The 18,112-nt window shown below is 71.8% G+C and carries 18 protein-coding genes and 1 pseudogene; 7 read left to right on the forward strand and 12 right to left on the reverse strand.

Going from position 1 to position 18,112, the window contains the following annotated elements; translation table 11 throughout:
* Window positions 1-78 precede the first annotated feature (78 nt).
* Entirely contained in the window at window positions 79-675 is a 597-nt protein-coding gene (locus tag ACIA73_RS02780) for a TetR/AcrR family transcriptional regulator (RefSeq protein ID WP_399436422.1), read from the reverse strand.
* A 167-nt stretch (window positions 676-842) separates the two neighbouring features.
* Between ACIA73_RS02780 and ACIA73_RS02785 the strand changes: the two genes are divergently transcribed.
* A complete protein-coding gene (locus tag ACIA73_RS02785) occupies window positions 843-2,519 on the forward strand; it encodes a carboxylesterase/lipase family protein (protein WP_399436423.1) in 1,677 nt (558 codons plus the stop codon).
* A gap of 71 nt (window positions 2,520-2,590) precedes the next feature.
* Here the strand turns inward: ACIA73_RS02785 and ACIA73_RS02790 are convergent, their stop codons facing one another.
* The 3 genes from ACIA73_RS02790 to ACIA73_RS02800 all read right to left on the reverse strand — a co-directional run bounded on the left by ACIA73_RS02790 (window position 2,591) and on the right by ACIA73_RS02800 (window position 4,465).
* Window positions 2,591-3,049: a nuclear transport factor 2 family protein gene (locus ACIA73_RS02790; protein WP_399436424.1), complete on the reverse strand. Its 459-nt coding sequence runs from the start codon at window positions 3,047-3,049 to the stop codon at window positions 2,591-2,593.
* A 280-nt stretch (window positions 3,050-3,329) separates the two neighbouring features.
* Window positions 3,330-4,106 (reverse strand): permease prefix domain 1-containing protein, encoded by a 777-nt coding sequence (locus tag ACIA73_RS02795; RefSeq protein ID WP_399436425.1) that lies wholly within the window; start codon window positions 4,104-4,106, stop codon window positions 3,330-3,332.
* The gene (locus ACIA73_RS02800; protein ID WP_399436426.1) at window positions 4,103-4,465 is read right to left on the reverse strand and encodes a PadR family transcriptional regulator; all 363 of its coding nucleotides are present in this window, start codon (window positions 4,463-4,465) and stop codon (window positions 4,103-4,105) included. Before ACIA73_RS02800 ends, ACIA73_RS02795 begins: the two co-directional genes overlap by 4 nt.
* Window positions 4,466-4,560: 95 nt before the next feature.
* Here ACIA73_RS02800 and ACIA73_RS02805 point away from each other — a divergent pair, with 95 nt between their 5' ends.
* From ACIA73_RS02805 to ACIA73_RS02815, 3 genes are all read left to right on the forward strand, one after another.
* Window positions 4,561-5,031, forward strand: coding sequence for a hypothetical protein (locus tag ACIA73_RS02805; RefSeq protein WP_399436427.1), 471 nt, complete (start codon window positions 4,561-4,563; stop codon window positions 5,029-5,031).
* A 66-nt stretch (window positions 5,032-5,097) separates the two neighbouring features.
* A complete protein-coding gene (locus tag ACIA73_RS02810; RefSeq protein WP_399436428.1) occupies window positions 5,098-5,940 on the forward strand; it encodes an NAD(P)H-binding protein in 843 nt (280 codons plus the stop codon).
* 110 nt (window positions 5,941-6,050) lie between these two features.
* A complete protein-coding gene (locus ACIA73_RS02815; RefSeq protein ID WP_399436429.1) occupies window positions 6,051-6,695 on the forward strand; it encodes a dihydrofolate reductase family protein in 645 nt (214 codons plus the stop codon).
* 200 nt (window positions 6,696-6,895) lie between these two features.
* Here the strand turns inward: ACIA73_RS02815 and ACIA73_RS02820 are convergent, their stop codons facing one another.
* Window positions 6,896-7,606, reverse strand: a complete 711-nt coding sequence (locus ACIA73_RS02820; RefSeq protein ID WP_399436430.1) for a GAF and ANTAR domain-containing protein — start codon at window positions 7,604-7,606, stop codon at window positions 6,896-6,898.
* A 394-nt stretch (window positions 7,607-8,000) separates the two neighbouring features.
* Here ACIA73_RS02820 and ACIA73_RS02825 point away from each other — a divergent pair.
* The 3 genes and pseudogenes from ACIA73_RS02825 to thpR all read left to right on the forward strand — a co-directional run.
* Window positions 8,001-8,123: pseudogene (locus ACIA73_RS02825) on the forward strand (Rieske 2Fe-2S domain-containing protein); the annotation flags it as partial.
* An 89-nt stretch (window positions 8,124-8,212) separates the two neighbouring features.
* The gene (locus tag ACIA73_RS02830) at window positions 8,213-8,575 is read left to right on the forward strand and encodes a DUF4440 domain-containing protein (RefSeq protein ID WP_399436431.1); all 363 of its coding nucleotides are present in this window, start codon (window positions 8,213-8,215) and stop codon (window positions 8,573-8,575) included.
* A gap of 154 nt (window positions 8,576-8,729) precedes the next feature.
* Entirely contained in the window at window positions 8,730-9,311 is a 582-nt protein-coding gene (gene thpR / locus ACIA73_RS02835) for an RNA 2',3'-cyclic phosphodiesterase (RefSeq protein WP_399436432.1), read from the forward strand.
* Window positions 9,312-9,399: 88 nt separating this feature from the next.
* Here the strand turns inward: thpR and ACIA73_RS02840 are convergent, their stop codons facing one another.
* The 7 genes from ACIA73_RS02840 to ACIA73_RS02870 all read right to left on the reverse strand — a co-directional run bounded on the left by ACIA73_RS02840 (window position 9,400) and on the right by ACIA73_RS02870 (window position 18,002).
* Window positions 9,400-10,515: an NAD(P)/FAD-dependent oxidoreductase gene (locus tag ACIA73_RS02840; RefSeq protein ID WP_399436433.1), complete on the reverse strand. Its 1,116-nt coding sequence runs from the start codon at window positions 10,513-10,515 to the stop codon at window positions 9,400-9,402.
* A 102-nt stretch (window positions 10,516-10,617) separates the two neighbouring features.
* Window positions 10,618-11,598 carry an RNA polymerase sigma-70 factor gene (locus tag ACIA73_RS02845; RefSeq protein WP_399436434.1) on the reverse strand — a complete coding sequence of 327 codons (981 nt, stop codon included), beginning with the start codon at window positions 11,596-11,598 and terminating at the stop codon, window positions 10,618-10,620.
* Complete coding sequence (locus ACIA73_RS02850; protein WP_399436435.1) at window positions 11,595-12,473, reverse strand: integrase; 879 nt, start codon at window positions 12,471-12,473, stop codon at window positions 11,595-11,597. Before ACIA73_RS02850 ends, ACIA73_RS02845 begins: the two co-directional genes overlap by 4 nt.
* 191 nt (window positions 12,474-12,664) lie before the next feature.
* Window positions 12,665-13,126: an SRPBCC family protein gene (locus ACIA73_RS02855; protein WP_399436436.1), complete on the reverse strand. Its 462-nt coding sequence runs from the start codon at window positions 13,124-13,126 to the stop codon at window positions 12,665-12,667.
* Between the two features lie 130 nt (window positions 13,127-13,256).
* The gene (locus ACIA73_RS02860; RefSeq protein ID WP_399436437.1) at window positions 13,257-14,330 is read right to left on the reverse strand and encodes a saccharopine dehydrogenase; all 1,074 of its coding nucleotides are present in this window, start codon (window positions 14,328-14,330) and stop codon (window positions 13,257-13,259) included.
* A gap of 202 nt (window positions 14,331-14,532) precedes the next feature.
* Complete coding sequence (locus ACIA73_RS02865; protein ID WP_399436438.1) at window positions 14,533-17,163, reverse strand: FtsX-like permease family protein; 2,631 nt, start codon at window positions 17,161-17,163, stop codon at window positions 14,533-14,535.
* Window positions 17,160-18,002, reverse strand: coding sequence for an ABC transporter ATP-binding protein (locus ACIA73_RS02870; RefSeq protein ID WP_399436439.1), 843 nt, complete (start codon window positions 18,000-18,002; stop codon window positions 17,160-17,162). The genes ACIA73_RS02865 and ACIA73_RS02870 overlap by 4 nt, the downstream gene beginning before the upstream one ends.
* Window positions 18,003-18,112 lie beyond the last annotated feature (110 nt).

The following is an 18,112-nucleotide window of genomic DNA, read 5'->3' on the forward strand; positions in this document are numbered from 1 at the left end:
CCGTAGCTGAGGGGCCTTCGAACGGCTGCCGGCCACCGGCCACCGGCTGACGATTTCCGAAAGAGGCTGACGGCCGGTCTACTCCGGCGGCGGTCCGGCCAGCTGAGCCAGGCCGCGCAGCCCTGTCAGGACCTCGGCGGCGGTGGGTGCGTGGTCCGGGTCGCTGAGGCTCTGGATCATTACGCCGGTCATCAGTGCCATCTGCAGGGTGCCGAGCGTGCGCTCCTCGGCCTGGGACGCCTCGCCCTCCGGGACGCTGCGCAGCATCGCTGCCATGCCCCGGCGGCCCTCCGCGACGCCGTCGGCCAGACGTTCCTTCAGGGCGGGCTGTCGCTGGGCCTGGAGGAACAGCTCGACCGAGGCCAGCCAGAGGTCCGGACGCGCCTGGAACTCCGCGACCAGGTTCTCCCACATCCGCGCGAAGCCGGCCGCCCTCTCGGCCTCGTCGCCACCACCGGCCGCCGGTGCCAGTGCGCGGCCGAGGCCGTCGCCCCACTCGTCCAGCAGCTCGAACAGCGCCTGGCTCAGCAGCGCCTCGCGCGAGCCGTAGTGGTAGCCGATGGCGGCCATGCTCACCCCGGCCGCGGTGGCGATGTCCCGCACGCTCGTGCGGTCGTAGCCCTTCTCCCGCAGGCACTGCTTGGCGCCGGAGAGCAGTTCCTCACGATTTCCCATGGCCCGCAGGGTAGCAGCGAGTTGGGCGATCGCCTGATACGGACGCTTGATGCGATCGATCTATACAGACGTATTGCACGATCGCCCAACTCGCGCTAGCTTTCGAGGTGTTGCAGGCCAACCACCTGCACACGACCGGAGCACCACCCACTTCCAGCGGGGGAATCATGCAGACGCCCACCACCAGGTCCGCCCTCAGAACCGTCGCCCGGAACACGCTCGTCGGACTCGGTCTGGCAGGGGTTGGTGTGGCAGGCATCGGCGCCTTCGCCCCCAGCACCTCCGCCGCCCCGGCCCTCATCCCGGCTGCCACGGCCACCACCGACCGCGACCCCGCCACCGTGGTCACCACCGGTGGTGCGGTCCGCGGCACGGTCAAGGACAAGGTGCGCAGCTTCCAGGGCATCCCGTACGCCACGGCCGACCGTTTCGCGGCGCCGCTGCCGGCCAAGCCATGGAAGGGCGTCCGCGACGCCACCGCCCCGGGCAAGGTCTGTGCCCAGCCCGCCGGTTACCCGATCGGCCGCCCCAGCACCGACGAGGACTGCCTCAACCTCAACGTCACCACGCCCACCACCCTCACCGTCCCCGCCACTCCCACGTCCCCCACCGCCCGCGGCGGAAGGCTACCGGTGATCGTGTGGATCCACGGCGGCAGCATGATGTTCGGCATGGGTGACCTGTACGGCCCCGACCGGCTGGCGGCCGGCGGCGCGGTGGTCGTCTCGATGAACTACCGCCTCGGCGTGACCAGCTTCCTCACCCACCCCGACCTGCCGGAATCCGGCGGCCTCGCCCTGGACGACCAGCGCGCCGCACTGCGCTGGGTCCACGACAACATCGCCTCGTTCGGCGGTGACCCCGGCCGGGTGACGATCATGGGGCAGTCCGGCGGCGGGTTCGGTGTCTGCGGGCAGCTCGCCTCCCCCGCCTCCGAGGGGCTGTTCCACCGGGCCATCGTGCAGAGCGCTCCCTGCTCCACCCCCAAGAACGCCTCCCGCACCCGGGCCGAGGCCGACGCGGAATCCAAGAAGCTGATCAAGGACGTGGGCTGCGCCCCCAAGGACGCCGGGCCGAGGGGCACCGCCGCCTGCCTCCGCGCCGCCAGGATCGGCACACTCCTCGCCACGTACGGGGCGGCGCACGAACCCCGCCCGGTCAGCGGAACCCCCCAACTGCCCCTGCCGGTCGACCAGGCCCTGCGTACCGGCCGGTTCAACAGGGTTCCGGTTCTGGTGGGGGTCAACCACGACGAGGAGAACGGCATGGTCCTCGGCCAGGAGCTGGCCACCGGCAAGCCGATGACCGCCGAGGAGTACGCACCCGCCGTACGCGCCCAGTTCCGCAAGCAAGCCCCGCAGGTCCTCAAGCGCTACCCCCTGAACGGCTCCGAATCCGCCGGGCAGACCCTGGCCCGGGTCAGGACCGACGCCACCTGGTCCGCGCCGACCCTGACCACGGCCCGCGATCTGGCCCGCCACGCCCCGGTACGGATGTACGAGTTCGCCGAGCGGGACACCCCCTGGTTCCGTGACACCCCGAAGCCCAGCTTCCCCGCCGCCGCCCAGCACATGGCCGAACTGCCCTCCCTGTTCGACATCGGCCTCTTCGCCGACCTGTCCGCGGAGCAGTCCGCCCTCGCCGACCGGATGATCGGCGCCTGGACCCGCTTCGCCGCCACCGGCGACCCGAACGGCGGCGGCGAGAACGTCTGGCCCCGGCTCCGCACCGACCGCGGCGCATCGGCCCTCCACATCCAGTCCCTGACCAAGGGCCCGTGGAAGCCCGCCGACTTCGTCCGCGACCACAAGGCCGCCTTCTGGACCGGCGCTTCGGAGCACTGAGTTCCGCCCCCGCCGGACGCGTAGGGGCCGCTGTGACAGATGTCGCGGCGGCCCTTACGGCGTCCCCCCGGTCACCGGCCGGAACTGTCGGTTCCGCAGTCGCCGCAGGCGCGTGCGATCTCGGCGGTGTCCCAGTAGAAGGGACGCACCTCGCTGATGCGGCCCTCCTGGAAATCAATGGTCTGGAGGATGGGGAATTCCAGTTCCCGGCCGGTGACACGGGCGCGTGCACGGACTTGCGTCAGCACCACGACCGGGCCGTCGACGGCCAGGAACTCCTGCTTCCTCATGTCGAACGACGCCCAGGTCCGGCTCATCGCGACGAAGAACCGCTCCAGGCCCGCATGACCACGCCAGGTACCCCCGTAGGGCAGCGAGGGCGCTTGGTGCAGCACCACCTCGGGCGAGAAGAAGGGCGCGAGCAGTGCGAAATCGGCCTTCCCGGGGCCGCCCGCCGCCAGATACCTGGCCTCGGCCGCGTACATGCCGTGCAGGACAGCCAGCGCATCTGTTCTCGATGTCGTCGTCATCTCTCCAGGCTCACGGGCCGAGGTGGCTGATGCTGGCGGCCATCGGACATCGACCCCACTTTCGCGGTTTCCGCGGCTTAGAGCCTGTGTCTAAACCCCGGCTGGGCGCCCGCCGCCTGGCACGCACGCTCGCGGCGTTGCCGAAATGCCCTAGTAGCTCCTTCCCCGAGCTCTCAACTTCGTTCGAGCAGGGGAGACCCCAGCGAGGACCTTCCAGCGCCTTGCGATCGCACGCACCAGACGACGTTCGCTGATCCGACCGGGGTTTAGACACAGGCTCTTACGTGGCAGGGGTGAGCGTCCGTCCGTCCGGGACCCGCGCGCACCGCCGGCAGTTGCGGGCCGACGCGGCGACCACCGCGTGGGACGCGGCCGCGAGTGCGCCCGCCGCCACCGCCAGGGGCCAGTGGGTGACGAGCAGGGCCAGTACCGCGAGGAGGAGGGCGGAGCCGGCCATGGCGACGCTGGCCGCCGTACCCAACAGGGCGACAGCGCGCGGGAGTTGGGCCGGAGTGGGCAGGCGGCGGGCCAGGGGTCCAGTGGCAGCCAGGGAGGCGGCGGTGAGGGTGGCGGTGACGGTGGCGAGGCCGATCGGAGCCAGCGTCAGGAGGTGGTGGAGGAGAGGGAGTTGCCAGAGTTCCTGGCCTGCGGCGCGGACGAGCAGCCAGCAGAGGGCGGCGAAGGGGACCGCGAGGGCGGCGGCGCGGGCGGTGTGACGGGCCTGGGCGAGGGTGAGTTCGTACTGGAAGGCGGGGGCGAGCTGGTCGGGGGCGCCGAAGTCGCGTACAGCGAGGGCGGCGGCCCCGGCCGGGGGGTGGCCGTCGTGGGTGTAGGCGTCGGCCGTGTCCGTCAGGCCGTCGCGTACCTCCTCGACGAGACGGTCCTTGGCGTGGGTGGGGCCGTGCAGGGCGGCGGCGAGGGTGGCGACGTACTCGTCGATGAGCCCCGAGCCGTCCGAACCGACCGAGCCCCCCGGACCGTCCGAGCCTCCCGGACCGACCGAGCCTCCCGGACCGACCGAGCCGTCCGCTGCCCTTGAACCCGGCGCCGCGCTCATGCGGTCAGGCCCTGCGAGGACGAGGCCGGGGACGGGGACGGAACGGGGTTGAGGACGGAGCCGATCGCGCGGGTGAACTCCTGCCAGGCGGAACGCTCCTGGGCAAGGCTGCCGCGCCCCGCATCGGTCAACTCGTAGCAACGGCGCCGGCGTTCACCGACCGCGTCCCAGGCGCTGGCCAACAGGCCGAGTCGCTCCAGGCGCTGGAGGGCCGGGTAGATGGTGCCGGTACGGAGTGCGAGTGCGCCACCGCTGCGTTGCTGCACGGCGGCGATGATCGCGTACCCGTGCAGGGGGCCTTGCTCCAGTACGGCCAGCAGGAGTCCGTCCAGGTGGCCGCGCACCGCATCCGTCTTCATGAGTAGGCAGTCTACCCAACCGAGTGGTAGCCGTGCTACCTATTGGCAGCCAATATGTAGACCGCTGCCTGATGTTCGCCCGGAGGAACGGCCCGATGACCAAGTTCTTGCTGTCCGTGCATGTGATCGTCGCCATCCTGGCGGTCGGGTCGATCTCCGTGGCGGCCTCGATGTTCCCGAGATACGCGAAGCAGGCGGTACTGGAGGGGGGCCAGGCCGCCGGGATCGCCACGGTGCTGCACAAGGTGTGCCGGGGGTATGCGATCGCCGGGCTCGCCGTGCCGGTCTTCGGCATCGCGACCGGTGCGGCACTGGGGGTTCTCAGGGACGCGTGGCTGGTCGTCTCGCTGGTACTGACGATTCTGGCGGCGGCGCTGCTGGGTCTGTGGATCCTCCCGTACCAGCAGCGCATGCTCGCGATGGGCGACCGGGAGGCGGGAGCGGAGGCAGGAGAGCTGAAGGGGACGGCCTCCCGCCTGCACATGCTCACCGGCATCTTCAATGTGCTGTGGGCGGTCGTCACCGTTCTGATGATCGTCCGCCCGGGGTCGACCACCGGTGCGTAACAACGCCCTTGACGTCATGAGGAGTTGCGGACAGAAGCTGACCGCAAGGGTTTCTAGGGTGGAGACATGACGACGAACGCGACACCCCAGACCTTTCTCGTGGCCGGCGCGACCGGAAGCGTCGGCCGCGAGGTGGTCCGCGAGCTTTTGGAGCGCGGTCACACGGTGCGCGCGCTGACCCGCAACCCGTCGGCGGCACAGTTCCCGCCGGGGGTCGAGGTGGTGGGCGGAGACCTCGCCGACCCCGGGAGCCTCGGGCCGGCGCTCGACGGTGTGACCGGTCTGCATCTGATCACCTTCACCGGCGGTGGCTACCAGCCGCTGGAGACCGGCCCGGAGATCGTCGCACTGGCCCGGAAGGCCGGAGTGCGGCGCCTCACCGTGCTGAACGGCGGCGGGCCGACCCCGCTGGAGGACGCGGTACGGGAGAGTGGACTCGACTGGACCGTGGCGATGCCGGTCGAGTTCATGGCCAACGCCCTGGGCTGGGCGGACTCCATCCGTACGGAGGCGACGGTGCGCGCCGCCTTCGTCGACAACGTCAGCGCGATGGTCCACGAGGCCGACATCGGTGCGGTTATCGCGACCGCGCTCAGCGAGAAGGGGCATGCGGGCCAGGTGTACCTGGTCACCGGTCCGCAGGCCCTGACGGTACGGGAGAAGGTGGCCGCACTCGCCGCCGCCACCGGCCGCGAGATCAGCCTGGTCGAACTCTCCGAGGCCCAGGCTCTGGAGAAGTACCTCGCGGACGGCCTCGACGAGAGCACCGCCGCCTGGATGATCGACGTATTCAAGAACACTCCGCCGGAGGGCCGGACCGTCATCGACACGGTCCAGCGGGTCACCGGCCGGCCGGCCCGCCCGTTCAGCCAGTGGGCGACGGAACACGCGGACGCCTTCAGGGCGTGAGCCCGGTGCCTTTTCGTCAGGCCGACCGATGAGTTTCGCCTCCCGGGGGAGTCTCCCTCTCGTTATCGTCACCAGTCCCCGTACCGCATACCGACAGCACAGGAGAGCCCGTGCCGCAGCTGCTGAAAGTCCAGAACTTCAATGTCTCCAGTGACGGAATCGGCGCCGGCGAGAACCAGAGCCTGGAGAGGCCGTTCGGGCATGTCGATCCCGGGGAGATGTTCGCCTGGGCCGGGGCCACGGCGAGCTGGCCCAACCGCACCGACCCCGGTGGGAGCCGGGGCCTGGATGACTACATGACCCGGGACTTCGCGCACAACATCGGCGCCGAGATCATGGGGCGCAACAAGTTCGGGCCCCAGCGCGGACCCTGGCAGGACCACGAGTGGCAGGGCTGGTGGGGCGACGAACCCCCGTTCCACACGCCCGTGTTCGTCATGACCCACCACGTGCGTCCGTCGTTCACACTCTCCGACACCACGTTCCACTTCGTCGACGGCGACCCCGCCACGGTCCTCGCCCAGGCGAAGGAGGCAGCCCGGGGCAAGGACGTACGGCTCGGTGGCGGGGCCTCCACCATCCGGCAGTTCCTCGACGCCGACCTCGTCGACTCCTTGCACGTGGCGGTCTCACCGATGAAGTTCGGGTCCGGTGTACGGCTCTGGAACTCCCCCGACGACCTGCTCGACCGCTTCCACCTCGACGTCGTACCGAGCCCCAGCGGCGTCACCCACCACCTCTTCTGGCGGAAGTGACGCATCTCCTTCCCGACGTGGGCCAACGGCCCTCAGCCCCGGTGCCCCAACCGGGGCGGGAAGCATCGCCCGGACGCGGCAGAGCTCGCGTCCGGGCCGCTGTTCCCTCCGTGAGGATGTCGGCCGAGAAGCCGGACTGAGCTTCAGGGAAGGCGGGTTGAAGCTCGCCGAGGAGCCGGATCGCCGGCTCACCGTCCCCGTCATTCCATCGCCCCGGACGACGGGGCGGTCCCGCCACCAGTGTCTCGAAAGTGCAAGTTCCTCGCCACCACGTCGCGGGCGACATCGAGCAACGCCCGGTCGTAGCGGTAGGCGTGGGCGCGCAGCAGCACCAGTGCCTCGGTGAGGGTGACGTTCGCCTGCACACTGATCATGCCGGTCGCCTGGTGGACCGCCGCCCGGTGCAGATGGCTGGTTGGCTCCGCGTGGGTGAACCGCTGCCGCTGCCCGCCGCCGATCAGTACCGCGGTCGCCGTCGCCGCCAGGATCAGCACATCGTCCACCGCGTGCGCGGCCATCGGTCCCGGCGAGGCCCGCTGGGCGGTCAGCACGCCGAGCGATACGCCGCCGATGCGCAGCGGCAGACAGAACACCGACCGTACTCCCAGCCCGGTGGCGGCCGGCAGCAGTGCGGGCCAGCGGTCCGCCCGTTCCTGTTCCAGGTCGGAGACCATCACCATGGATCCGCTGGTCGCCGTGTCCACGCCCGGGCCCTCGCCCAGGGTGTACTGGACGTCCTCCAGCGCCTCGCTGGTCCCCTCGGTCGACCAGACCAGTTCGTACAGCGCGTTGTCCCGGTCCAGGGAGATGGCGACCCCGTCCACCCCCAGGATCTCGGCGCACTCGCTGGGGTCGCCGCCCAACAGCCCCGACGCACCACCGGACGACAGTTCGCTCAGTACCCGGGCCATGGCCGCGCTCGTACCCACCGCTCACCGCTTCCGCAACCACCCGCACGCCCCGCTCCCAGGGAGCAGCCATGCGTCGACCCTACCCACCGACCCGCCGGGACAAGGGTCGTCGGCGTGGCCGGAATCATTCCACCCAGTCCGGCATTCGGGGCCGGTGTACCCGCAGGGGAATCCTTCCAACGGTACGTGGAACACGTCCTCCATGACCTTTCCCCCCGTACCCCGTCCGGACCGGACCCAGCCCGACCAGCCCCGCCCGGGCGACCGGCCGCTGCCGGGCCGTCACGAGTCGTACTGGCTGGATTCGAGTCCCACCACCGCCTTTCCGCCGCTGACGGACGACATCGAGGCGGATGTGGTCGTGGTGGGCGGGGGCATCGCCGGGCTCAGTACCGCCTGGGAGTGCCCCTGCCACGGCTCCCGTTTCGCCACCGACGGCTCGGTCCTCCAGGGCCCGGCGGTCCGGCCGCTGGAGCGGCGCGAGCTGCCGGAGAAGCCGGAGAAGCCGGGGGAATAGCGGGGTCGGGGCGGGAACTTCGTGTCAGGTCCACGTCGGGGGCGCGCCGAAGGGCGCCCCGGGGAGCACCTCGATAGGGTCGGCCCATCATGAACAAAGACACCCAGGTCGAAGCAGCCATCGCCGCCGAGCTCCGCCTCCTCGACCCCCTGGTACGGGCCGATCCGGAACTGGTGTCGGCGCTCCTCGATCCGGCGTTCGTGGAGTTCGGGGCGTCGGGCCGGCGCTGGGACGCGAAGACGATCCTGGCGGTGACCGGTTCCGGGACGGTGGGTGCACAGGTGCCGGTCGAGGTGAGCGAGATGGCCGGCGCCGTACTGGCTCCCGGCGTCGTCCACCTGACGTACTGCCTCGTCGACGGCAGCCGCCGCGCCTGGCGCAGCTCCCTGTGGCGACTGACGGAATCGGGCTGGCGGATGTACTTCCACCAGGCCACCCCGACGACGGACTGACCGGCGGGACAGGCCGACCGGCCGCACGGACTGGCTACCCGCACGGACTGGTTTATCCGCCCGGAGGGGCCGACGCGCCTGGCGAGCCGTGTCGCGGGCCCGGAAGAGGGCCCCGGGCTACCCCGTGCGGTGTCGATACGGTACGAATTCCCAGGTGCACGCAGAACCGAACGCTCCCGCCACCACCCGCGTTTTCATCGCCCTCGCCCCGCCCGACGAAGCCAAGGACGAACTCGCCGAGGCGTTGGCCCCCGCCTACGCGGCGTACCCCCGCATGCGGTGGAACCGCATCGAGGACTGGCACCTCACCCTGGCCTTCCTCGGCGAACTCCCCCTCGCCTCGGTGCCCCCGCTGCGCCCCGCGCTCGCGGACCTCGCGGCCGCGCGCCGGCCCCTGGAACTGGGGCTGCGCGGCGGTGGACAGTTCGACGAACGGGTGCTCTGGACCGGTATCGACGGCGACCTGGACGGACTGCACCTGCTCTCCGACGAGGTGCGCGCCCTGATCGGAGAGTGCGGCATCCCCTTCGAGGGCCGCCCGCTGCGCCCGCATCTGACGCTGGCGCGCGCCCGCCGCGACGATCCGGCGGCCGTGGTGGAGTCGGCCGCCGGACTGGCGGGGTTCACCGGCCGCAGGTGGCGGGCGCGACGGCTGCATCTGGTGGGCAGCAACTTCGGGCGCGGGCCGGGGCCGATCCGGTACCGGGACATCGATTCGTGGGACTTCCAGGGTTAGGAGGCCCGGACCGGGTCTGGGGGGGGCTTCGCGGCAAGCTTCCGGACTCGCGGGCTCCCTGGCTCGCGGCTCCCTGACTCCCTGACTCTCAGCGGCGTACCACCAGCACCGTTCCCCTGGTCACCAGTTCCTTCAGGCGGGCCGAGGTGCGGCCGGTGAGGATGGCCTCCACCGGGGTGTCGTCGAGGCGGGTGAGCTGGGTGAGGCCGTCATGGCGGCCGAGGCTGATGTTCTGACCGACGTAACGCAGTCGCAGCGGCCGTGCGCGGCGCCCGGTGACCGAGGCGGCTACATTGCGGGCCGCGCATCTGCCCATCGGCAGCCCGGTCTGGCAGGACAGCCGGGACGGAACACCGCCGGGTCCGTACGCGGCAGCGGCGTCGCCCGCCGCGAAGACCTCCGGGTGGGAGACCGAACGCAGCCACCGGTCGACCTTGACCAGCCCTCGGCCGTCGACGGCGAAGCCGGCCTCGCGGGCCAGTTCCGGCACCTTGAATCCGGTGGTCCAGACGACCGTGTCGGCCGGGATCCCGCCGCCGTCGGCGAGCCGGAGGCCGTGCTCCGTGACCTCCAACACTCTTGTGTGCTCGCTGAGTTCAATTCCGTGCCGGGTGAGGGCGGTACGCAGATAGCGACGTCCTCGCGCGGAGAGTGCGGCGCCGACCTCGCCGCCCGTGACCAGTCGCACCTTGAGTCCGGGGCGGGACTCGGCCAGCTCGACGGCCACTTCGAGGCCGGTCAGCCCCGCGCCGGCGACGGCCACCGTTCCGTGTCCCTCGGCGATACGTTGCCGCAGGCGCACGGCGTCCCCGTGGGTGGCCACCGAGAGGGCGTGCTCGGCGACTCCGGGGACGGTGGCACGGTCGGGGCCACTGCCGAGAGCGTAGACGAGGGAGTCGTAGGTGAGGGTGTCGCTGGTGACCGGCGCACCGCCGTCGATCCGTACCGTACGAGCATCGGCATCGATGCCGGTCACCCGCCCGACGACCAGCTCGATGCCGGTACTGGCGAGCATCCCGCCCAGGGGGCGCTCCTGGATCGGCCGGCCCGCGGCGAGCTGGTGTGACCGCACCCGCTCCACGAAGTACGGGACCTCGTTGACCAGGGTGATACGGACGTCGCTGCGCCGCAGCCTGCGCGCCGCGCCCTTCGCCGCGAGCATTCCGGCGTAACCGGCTCCGAGAACCACGATGTGATGTGTCATGCCTCCTGAACCGGCGGGCCCACCGGTTCGTGACAGCCCACCGGGTGAACCAGATCACGCCCAGGGCCACGCGCCGGACCGCAAACTGGGCCACTCACCGCATCAGCCCAGCTGACCTGCGACGAAGGCGAGCTTCTCGGGGCTGACGACCGTACGCACCCCACAGATCAGCCCCTCCCGGAACTCCGGCACGACCACGGCGAACAGCGGCGCACCCACCTCCCCCTCTCCACCCATACGGACGATCACCGCGTCCTCCCCGTTCACCGTCGCGAAGTCGAACCGGATTCCGGACGCCTCTTCCCGGGCTGCCATCCCCAGCAGATAGCGCAGCACCCTGTCCCGCCCGACGATCGGCCGACGGGCCGCGGTCACCTGACCGCCGCCGTCCGCCCACGCGACCACATCGTCCGCGAGCAGCGCCTCCAGTCCGGCCACATCACCGTTCATGGTGGCGGCGAAGAAGCGCTCGACCAGCACCCTCTTCTTCCCCTCGTCCACCTCGAACTGCCGCCGTGGGCTCCCCAGTTGCTGCTGGGCCCGCCGCAGCAGCTGCCGCGAGTGTGCTTCCTCCACCCCGACCGCATCCGCGATCTCCCGGTGGCTGTGCCCGAACGCCTCCCGCAGTACGAACACCGCGCGCTCCGCCGGAGTGAGCCGCTCCAGCAGCGTGAGCAGCGCGAACGACACGGACTCGCGCTGCTCCACAGTCTCCAGCGGACCGAGCCGTTCGGCAGCACCCTGACCGGCCGCACCCGTCAGTACCGGCTCGGGCAGCCACGGCCCGACGTACCGTTCGCGCCGGACGCGGGCGGAGGTGAGGTGGCTGATGCAGAGGTTGGTCATGACCCTGGTCAGCCAGGCGGCCGGGGTCCGCACCGCCTCGGTCTCGGCCCCGCTCCAGCGCAGATAGGTGTCCTGCACGATGTCCTCGGCCTCACTGGCCGAACCGAGCATCCGGTACGCGAGCGAGAACAGCCGGGGCCGGTGCGCTTCGAACTCCGCGACGGGGTCGGCGACGGCATCAGCGTCGGTGACGGCATCAGCGTCGGCGTCGGCACCCGCGTTGTCCCTCGTGGTCATGTCCCGCAGCATGTCAGGTGGGGCTGTCGGAAGGTGCAGTGGACCACGGTGGCGTCGTCGGGGGCCCCGTACCGGGGCCTGGCCCGTTCTTCGGCGTCCCGGAGGCGGCGCAGGAGGCCGGTGGCGCCGTGGGTGGCGAGGAGGTGGAGGGCGCCGGGCCAGTCGGTCAGGGCGTACGGGGTGACCAGGCGGGCCGCGCCGTTGCTGAGCAGGGTGGCGCTGGTCAGGTCGGATAGCGAGAGGCTGCCGGTGACCGCCTGCCCGGCCGCCTGCGGGTCTTCCTTGGCCAGCCAGTAACTGCCTTTGTGGGCAAGGTTGTTACGGCGGGCCCGGAGCGCTTCGGCGCAGGTGGCGCGGACGCGGGGGTACTCCGGGGCGTCCTCGGGGATTCCCGCCAGGGGAGCCGAGCACAGTCGCCTGGCGGTGACTTCGCGGGTGTCGGTGAGGAGTTGCGGGCCACGGCCCGCGCGGCTGAGGAGGAGGTAGGAGTCTCCGAGGAGGAGGAGCTCAAGGTGGCTCCGGTGGCCCTGGAGGGCGGGGTCGTCCAAGTGACGCCTTGGGGTGCGGACGATCGCCACGGTTGCCTGGGGGCTGAGGGGGCTGGAGAGGTCGCAGGTGTCCTGGTGGGCGGCGGCCGTCTCCGCGATCGCGGCGGCGAGGACCTCGGGGAGGCTCCGGCCGTCGTCCTGTGACAGGTGGCCGAGCAGGGTGCCGCCGAGACGGCGCGTGTACCAGGCGACCCCGTGGGAGCAGACCGACTCCGCTCCGGGAATGCCGGCGCCGTCCAGGAGGACCGCTGCTCTGGGGACGACGCCGGCGAAGTCCTCGTTCGCACGGCCGGGCCTTCCGGGGCTGGTCGCCAGGCGTGCGTACATGCGTGAACTCCTCCGCCGGTTCGCTCAGTTGCTGCCTCCGGAAGGTGACCACGGGGTTGGGGCCGACGTTGGCGAAACCGTCCGGTGTCTTCACGCTGAACCGCTTGCCCGCTTCACCACCCTCCGTCTCCGGGGAGCGCAGCGTGACGGACAACGGCGTAAGCGCCTGCGGGGTGTGCCGGTGGCGGTGCCTAGGGAGCGGCTTCAAGTCCGGCCGTGAGTGCCGCGTTGCCCGCGTCCAGGATGCTGGCGAAGGCGCGGGCGACGAGGAGCTTGCCGCCGATACGGGTGAGGGCCGGGCCGACGAGTGGGACGCGGACCTCGAAGGTGGTGGTCCAGCTGACCTCCGTACCCCCGTCGACCTCCGTGAAGGTCATCCGGCCCAACTCGTGCCTGGCGGGCGGAAAGCTGCGCTCGACCGTGTAGTCGAAGTCGTACGGCGGGTGGTAGGCGGTGATCCGCTCGCGGAAGTAGCCGATGGTCCAGGTGTGCAGGCGGACGGCACCCGTCCCGTACGGTGCACCGTCGCCCGGCCGGGCCAGCCGCGCCTTGAGGATGTAGGGCGAGCGGGTGTAGTTGGTGGAGGTGGCGCACCAGTCGAATACGTCGGCGGGGGGTGCGGCGATGAGGCGGCGTACGGTCAGGGTCTCCATGGTCGTTGCCCTCGCTCCTTCGGCGGTTCGTGGACCGGGATCGTCGACCGGGATCGCGGATCGGATCCCGGCTCGCGACCTCTTGACCGCGTGAGGGCCGGGAACGTGACGGCCCTGACCGTGCCTCGCGTCACACTGCGGGGCCGCGGTGCTGCCGGTGCACCCGCACCCCGTGTGCGGCCAGGTCCTCCGGAAGGGCCGCCAGGGTGGGGAGTTGGTCGATGTGGTGGACGCCCGGGGGGACCGGCTCGGCTTCGGGGGCGATGAGGGCGCGGGTGACGTGGGCGGCCGTCAGGCCTGTGATGTCGCTCTGTTGGCGTCCGGTGAGGGCGTAGGCGGCGTGCGCATCGCCCCGGTGGGCGTCGGCGCGGATCGCGAAGCCGTTGCCGCCGAGGTGGACGCGGCTGAAGCTCGCGGTGAGCAGGCGTTGGGCGGCAGGGTGCGCAATTGCCTTACGGAGCACGGGAGTTCGGCGCAGGGCGAAGAGCGCGGCGGTCAGCGGCCGGGAGTCCAGGCACAGTCGGGTGGTGACCTCGGGGACATCGAGGGTGCGGGCGAGGGTGTACTGGTCGGAGAAGGGGAAGGGGTGGGCGGTGCGCGCGCCGTGGCCCGGCAGGGCGGTGCGGGCCGGGCGGGCGGTGACGGGCCGGGTCAGCCCCGCGACGGTCCAGCGGACGGCGTCGGCACCGTGCCGTTCGCCGGAGCCGAGGAGGACGGTGAGGTCGATGCGCTCGGCACCGCCGACGGCCAGGTGGGCGCGGCGGGCGAGGAGGTTGGTCAGGCCGGGGGCGACGCCGACGCTGAGTACGGCGGTGGCTTTGTGGGCGGTGGCGACGTCATGCAACTCGCCCACAGAATCAAGGAGTTGACGATTGGCGCTTACGTCGACCAGGTGGATCCCGCGCTCGAAGCAGATCCCGGCGATCCCCGCGTCCGGCGGTTCGACGCACAGCACCACCGCCGCGATGTCACCAAGCTCGTCCAGGGTGCGACGGAACCCGCCCGGGTCACTCACGTCCACCCGTACTCCCCCAAGCCGCCGCGCCCTCGCCCCGTCGCGCCCGCCGGGCACCACCCGCCCCGGGAACCACCCGTCGAGCGCACGGGTGACGGCCGTCCCGACCGCCCCGTATCCCCCGGCAACCAGAATCCGGCCGGCCCAACTGCGCGGCGCTGCTGCGTTCTTGCTCTCAGCTGTGGTCATGCTCCAGCCAACCATGGGCGCGCCCGCCTCATGCACCCAGCTGTCCGCGGATGAGTGTGCCGAGTCGCCGCCATGCCGGGGAGGAATCGTTGACCGTGCCCTGGATCAGGAGGGCGTACGCATCGGATACACGGGACCCGACCCCTCGCCGTAGAGCCCCACGCCTTCGCCGATCCGACCGGGGTCCGGCCCGGACTTTCCCCTACTCCTTGCCCGCCCCCGCCTCCAGCGGTCGCACCCGCAGCAGTGCCCGGGTCGGCAGGCCCGTTGCCATGAGGGTCAGCAGTACGGCTCCGGCACCCAGCGGGACGGCGATCGCCGGCGGGATGTAGGGCGCCGCGCCGGTGATTCCGCGCGCGATCGGCAGCAGGGTGGTCCAGGCGATGGCGGCGCCGAGGACGAGGCCGGTGGCGGCGACCAGGAGGGCTTCCCAGCGCATCATGCCCTTGACCTGGCGGCGGGTGGTGCCGGAGAGACGGAGCAGGCCGACTTCGCGGCGGCGGTCCAGGACGGTCATGACCAGGGTGTTGGCGGCGGAGATGGCGGCGAATCCGCCGAGGACGGCGGCCATCACGGTGTTGGCCCAGGCGCCGAGTTCCTGGGCGAGGTCGGCCTGGACGCCGTATCCGGCGGCGTCGGTGACGGTGGCGGCGGGGGTGAGGGCCTTCAACTGGTCGGTGAGAGCGGCGTTTTGGGTGCCGGGCTTGGCGGCGACGAGGACCTGGGAGTCGTACGGGGCGGTGACGTGCGCGACGAGGGCGGCGCGGGGCATCAGGACCTGGCCGACGCCGAGGCCCCGGGAGTAGGTGGCGATGAGCTTGGGGTGGACGTGGGTGCCGTCGCCGAGGCGCAGGGGGACCCGGTCGCCGAGGGTCACGTCGAGGTTGTCGGCGAGGGAGGCGTCGAGGGCGACGGTGTCCCGGGCGGTGCCGAGGGCGGCGAGGGAGCCGGTGCGGACGTCGAGGTCGAGGACCTCGGGGAGGTGGGCGGGGTTGCCGGAGATGCCGAGGGTGGTGGCGGTGACGAGGTTTTCCATGGACTCGTGGACGACGCCGGTACGGAGGATTCCGGTGGCGCTCCGGACTCCCGGGAGGGCGGCGGCGCGGGCGGCGGTTTCTGCCGGGAGGCCGGGGCCGGTGGGGTCGGCGGGGGTCAGGACGTGGTCGGCGGTGACGGCGGTTTCGACGTTGCGGGCGGAGGCCTCCCGGATGCTGGTCTGCATGAAGACGAGCGTGCCGCAGAAGGCGATCACCATGACGAGGGGGGTGATGGCGGAGGCCAGGCGGCGTGCGTTGGCGGCGGAGTTGTCGGCGGCGAGCGAGCCGGGGGCGCCGGCCGCGCGCAGCGGGAGGCCGAGGACGCGGGTCGCGGCGCGGGCGATCAGCGGGCCGAGCAGGGCGACGCCGGTCAGGAAGCACATGACGACTCCGAGCGCGGTGGTCGCCGCGGCGTCACCGCTGAGCTGGGAGGCGACGGCGGCCAGCGAGACACCGCCCGCGCAGAAGGCGACACCGAAGCCGATACGGACCTTGCCGGGACCCGGCGGGGTGAGGGACGCCTCGCCGAGGGCCTGCCCCGGACGGAGGTTCGCGGGTCGGCGGGCGGCCGCCCGACCTGCACCGAGGGCTGCGAGGGTGCTGAGGAGTACGGCGGCCGCGATGGGCAACGGGCCGGTGGTCAGGGTGAGTTGGGGCGGCACGGCGCCTCGGGTGAGCAGTTCGCCGAACCACCAGTTGGCGAGGGCGTATCCGGGAATCGCGCCGAGGAGTCCGGCGGCCGGGGCGAGCATCATCGCTTCGGTGGCGATGGTGCGGCGGATCTGCTTGGGGGTGGCGCCGATGGCCCGCAGCAGGGCGAACTCGCGGGCCCGCTGGGTGACGGCCAGCGCGATCGTGCCCATCACGACGAAGATCGCGGTCATGGCCGCGATGCCGCCGAAGGAGCCGCCGAGCCCGATGAGGTACGTCTTTCCGGCGGCCAGCGCGGGCAGTTCGGCCATTCCCCGGTCGTCGCCGGTGAGGACCTGCGCCTTGTCGCCGACGGCCTGTTTCACCTGGGCGGCGAGGGTGTCGGCGCCGACGCCCTTCCTGGGGGTGACCAGGAGGGCGTCGGCCTTTCCTGGGTGCCCGGAGAGGCGCCCGGCCTCGACGGCGTCGAACCACACACCGGTTCCGAGCGCGGAGGGCGCGGCGAGACCGGAGACGCGGTAGACGTCCGTGCCTCCGGCGGGTGTGGCGAGGGAGATACGGTCGCCGATCTTCAACCGGGCTTCCCGGGCCACCTGTTGGGACAGGAGCACTTCACCGGCTGCGGGGGTACGGCCCGCCACCGGAGGTCCGGCGGCGGAGGCACTGTTGGCGCTGAGCGACGAGGGTGCCGGGGCTGAGGTGTCACCGCCGGTGGACCGGGTCGACGCGTCGGGGCGTACCTGAGCGTCGGGACGTACCCGAGCATCGGCACGCACCTGGGCATCAGCGCCTGCCCGAGCGTCTGCCCGTACCGGAAATGACTGATCCCAGACCACCGAGGCGACACCCGGACGGGCCGCGATCCTGGCCGCCAACTCCCCGTCCACGCGGGCACGTTCGGGCAGCGGGCTGGAGATGGTCTCCTGCTCCTGACCGCGGTCGACGGTGATCGAGGTGTACGGCTCGGCGGCGACCACCACCGGGGCGTGGGCGTACCGCTCCGGGATGATCCTGGCGAGGATGCCGGTCTGGAGGAGGGCGGCGCAGGCGGTGATGACGGCGGCGCCGAGCAGGAGGGCGACGAAGCTGCCCACGAAGGAGGCGGGGCGGAAGCGGACGGACGCCCGGGCGAGACCGTTGCTCACGCGGCGCTCCCGGCGTACTGACGGACGGGGAAGGAGGAGGTGGTCAGGTCGGCCATGCGGGCGGCGACCGACTGCGGGTCGGGACGGTGCAGTTCGCCCACGAGCGCGCCGTCGGCCAGGAACAGCACCCGGTCGGCGTGCGAGGCGGCCACCGGGTCATGGGTGACCATCACGACGGTCGCGCCCATCACGTCGACGGCCCTGCGCAGCAGCCCGAGCACCTCGTGTGCGGACCGGGTGTCCAGCGCCCCGGTCGGCTCGTCGGCGAACACCACCTCGGGCCCGGTGATCAGCGCGCGGGCGATGGCGACGCGTTGCTGCTGGCCGCCGGAGAGCTGCCCGGGACGGCGGTCGCCGTGCTCGGGCAGCCCGACCTCGGTGAGGAGTTCCTGGGCGCGGCGGCGGTCCTGGCGCACACCGGCGAGGCGCTGCGGCAGCAGGACGTTCTGCGCGACGGTGAGGGAGGGCAGCAGGTTGAAGGACTGGAAGACGAAGCCGATCCGGGAGCGGCGCAGCTCGGTGAGCCGGTCCTCGCGCAGCCCCGCGATCGATTCACCGCCGAGGAGTACGTCGCCGGAGGTGGGCCGGTCGAGCCCGGCCGCGCACTGGAGGAAGGTGCTCTTGCCGGACCCGGAGGGGCCCATTACGGCGGTGAATCCGCCGCGCGGCAGGACCAGGTCCATTCCGCGCAGGGCGTGCACGGAGGCCGCCCCGCGACCGTAACTGCGGGTTACCGAGCGGAGCTCGATGGCGGGTGTGGAGGCCGGGTGCGCCGGGGCCTCGCTCCTGGGGCGCCGGGTGCGCGTCTCGGTGTGCGTACGGTCTCGACGCAAGGCCATGGTGTCCCTCTCGACTTTCTGCCACTGTTGCATTCGCTCTTCCGCGAACACCTCCAACGGTAGAAATCGGAAGCCCTGCGAACCATGGGGCCAACCACGCTCCGTGAGGT

Origin of the sequence: Streptomyces sp. NPDC051561 (assembly GCF_044454195.1) — a bacterium.
GTDB lineage: Bacteria > Actinomycetota > Actinomycetes > Streptomycetales > Streptomycetaceae > Streptomyces.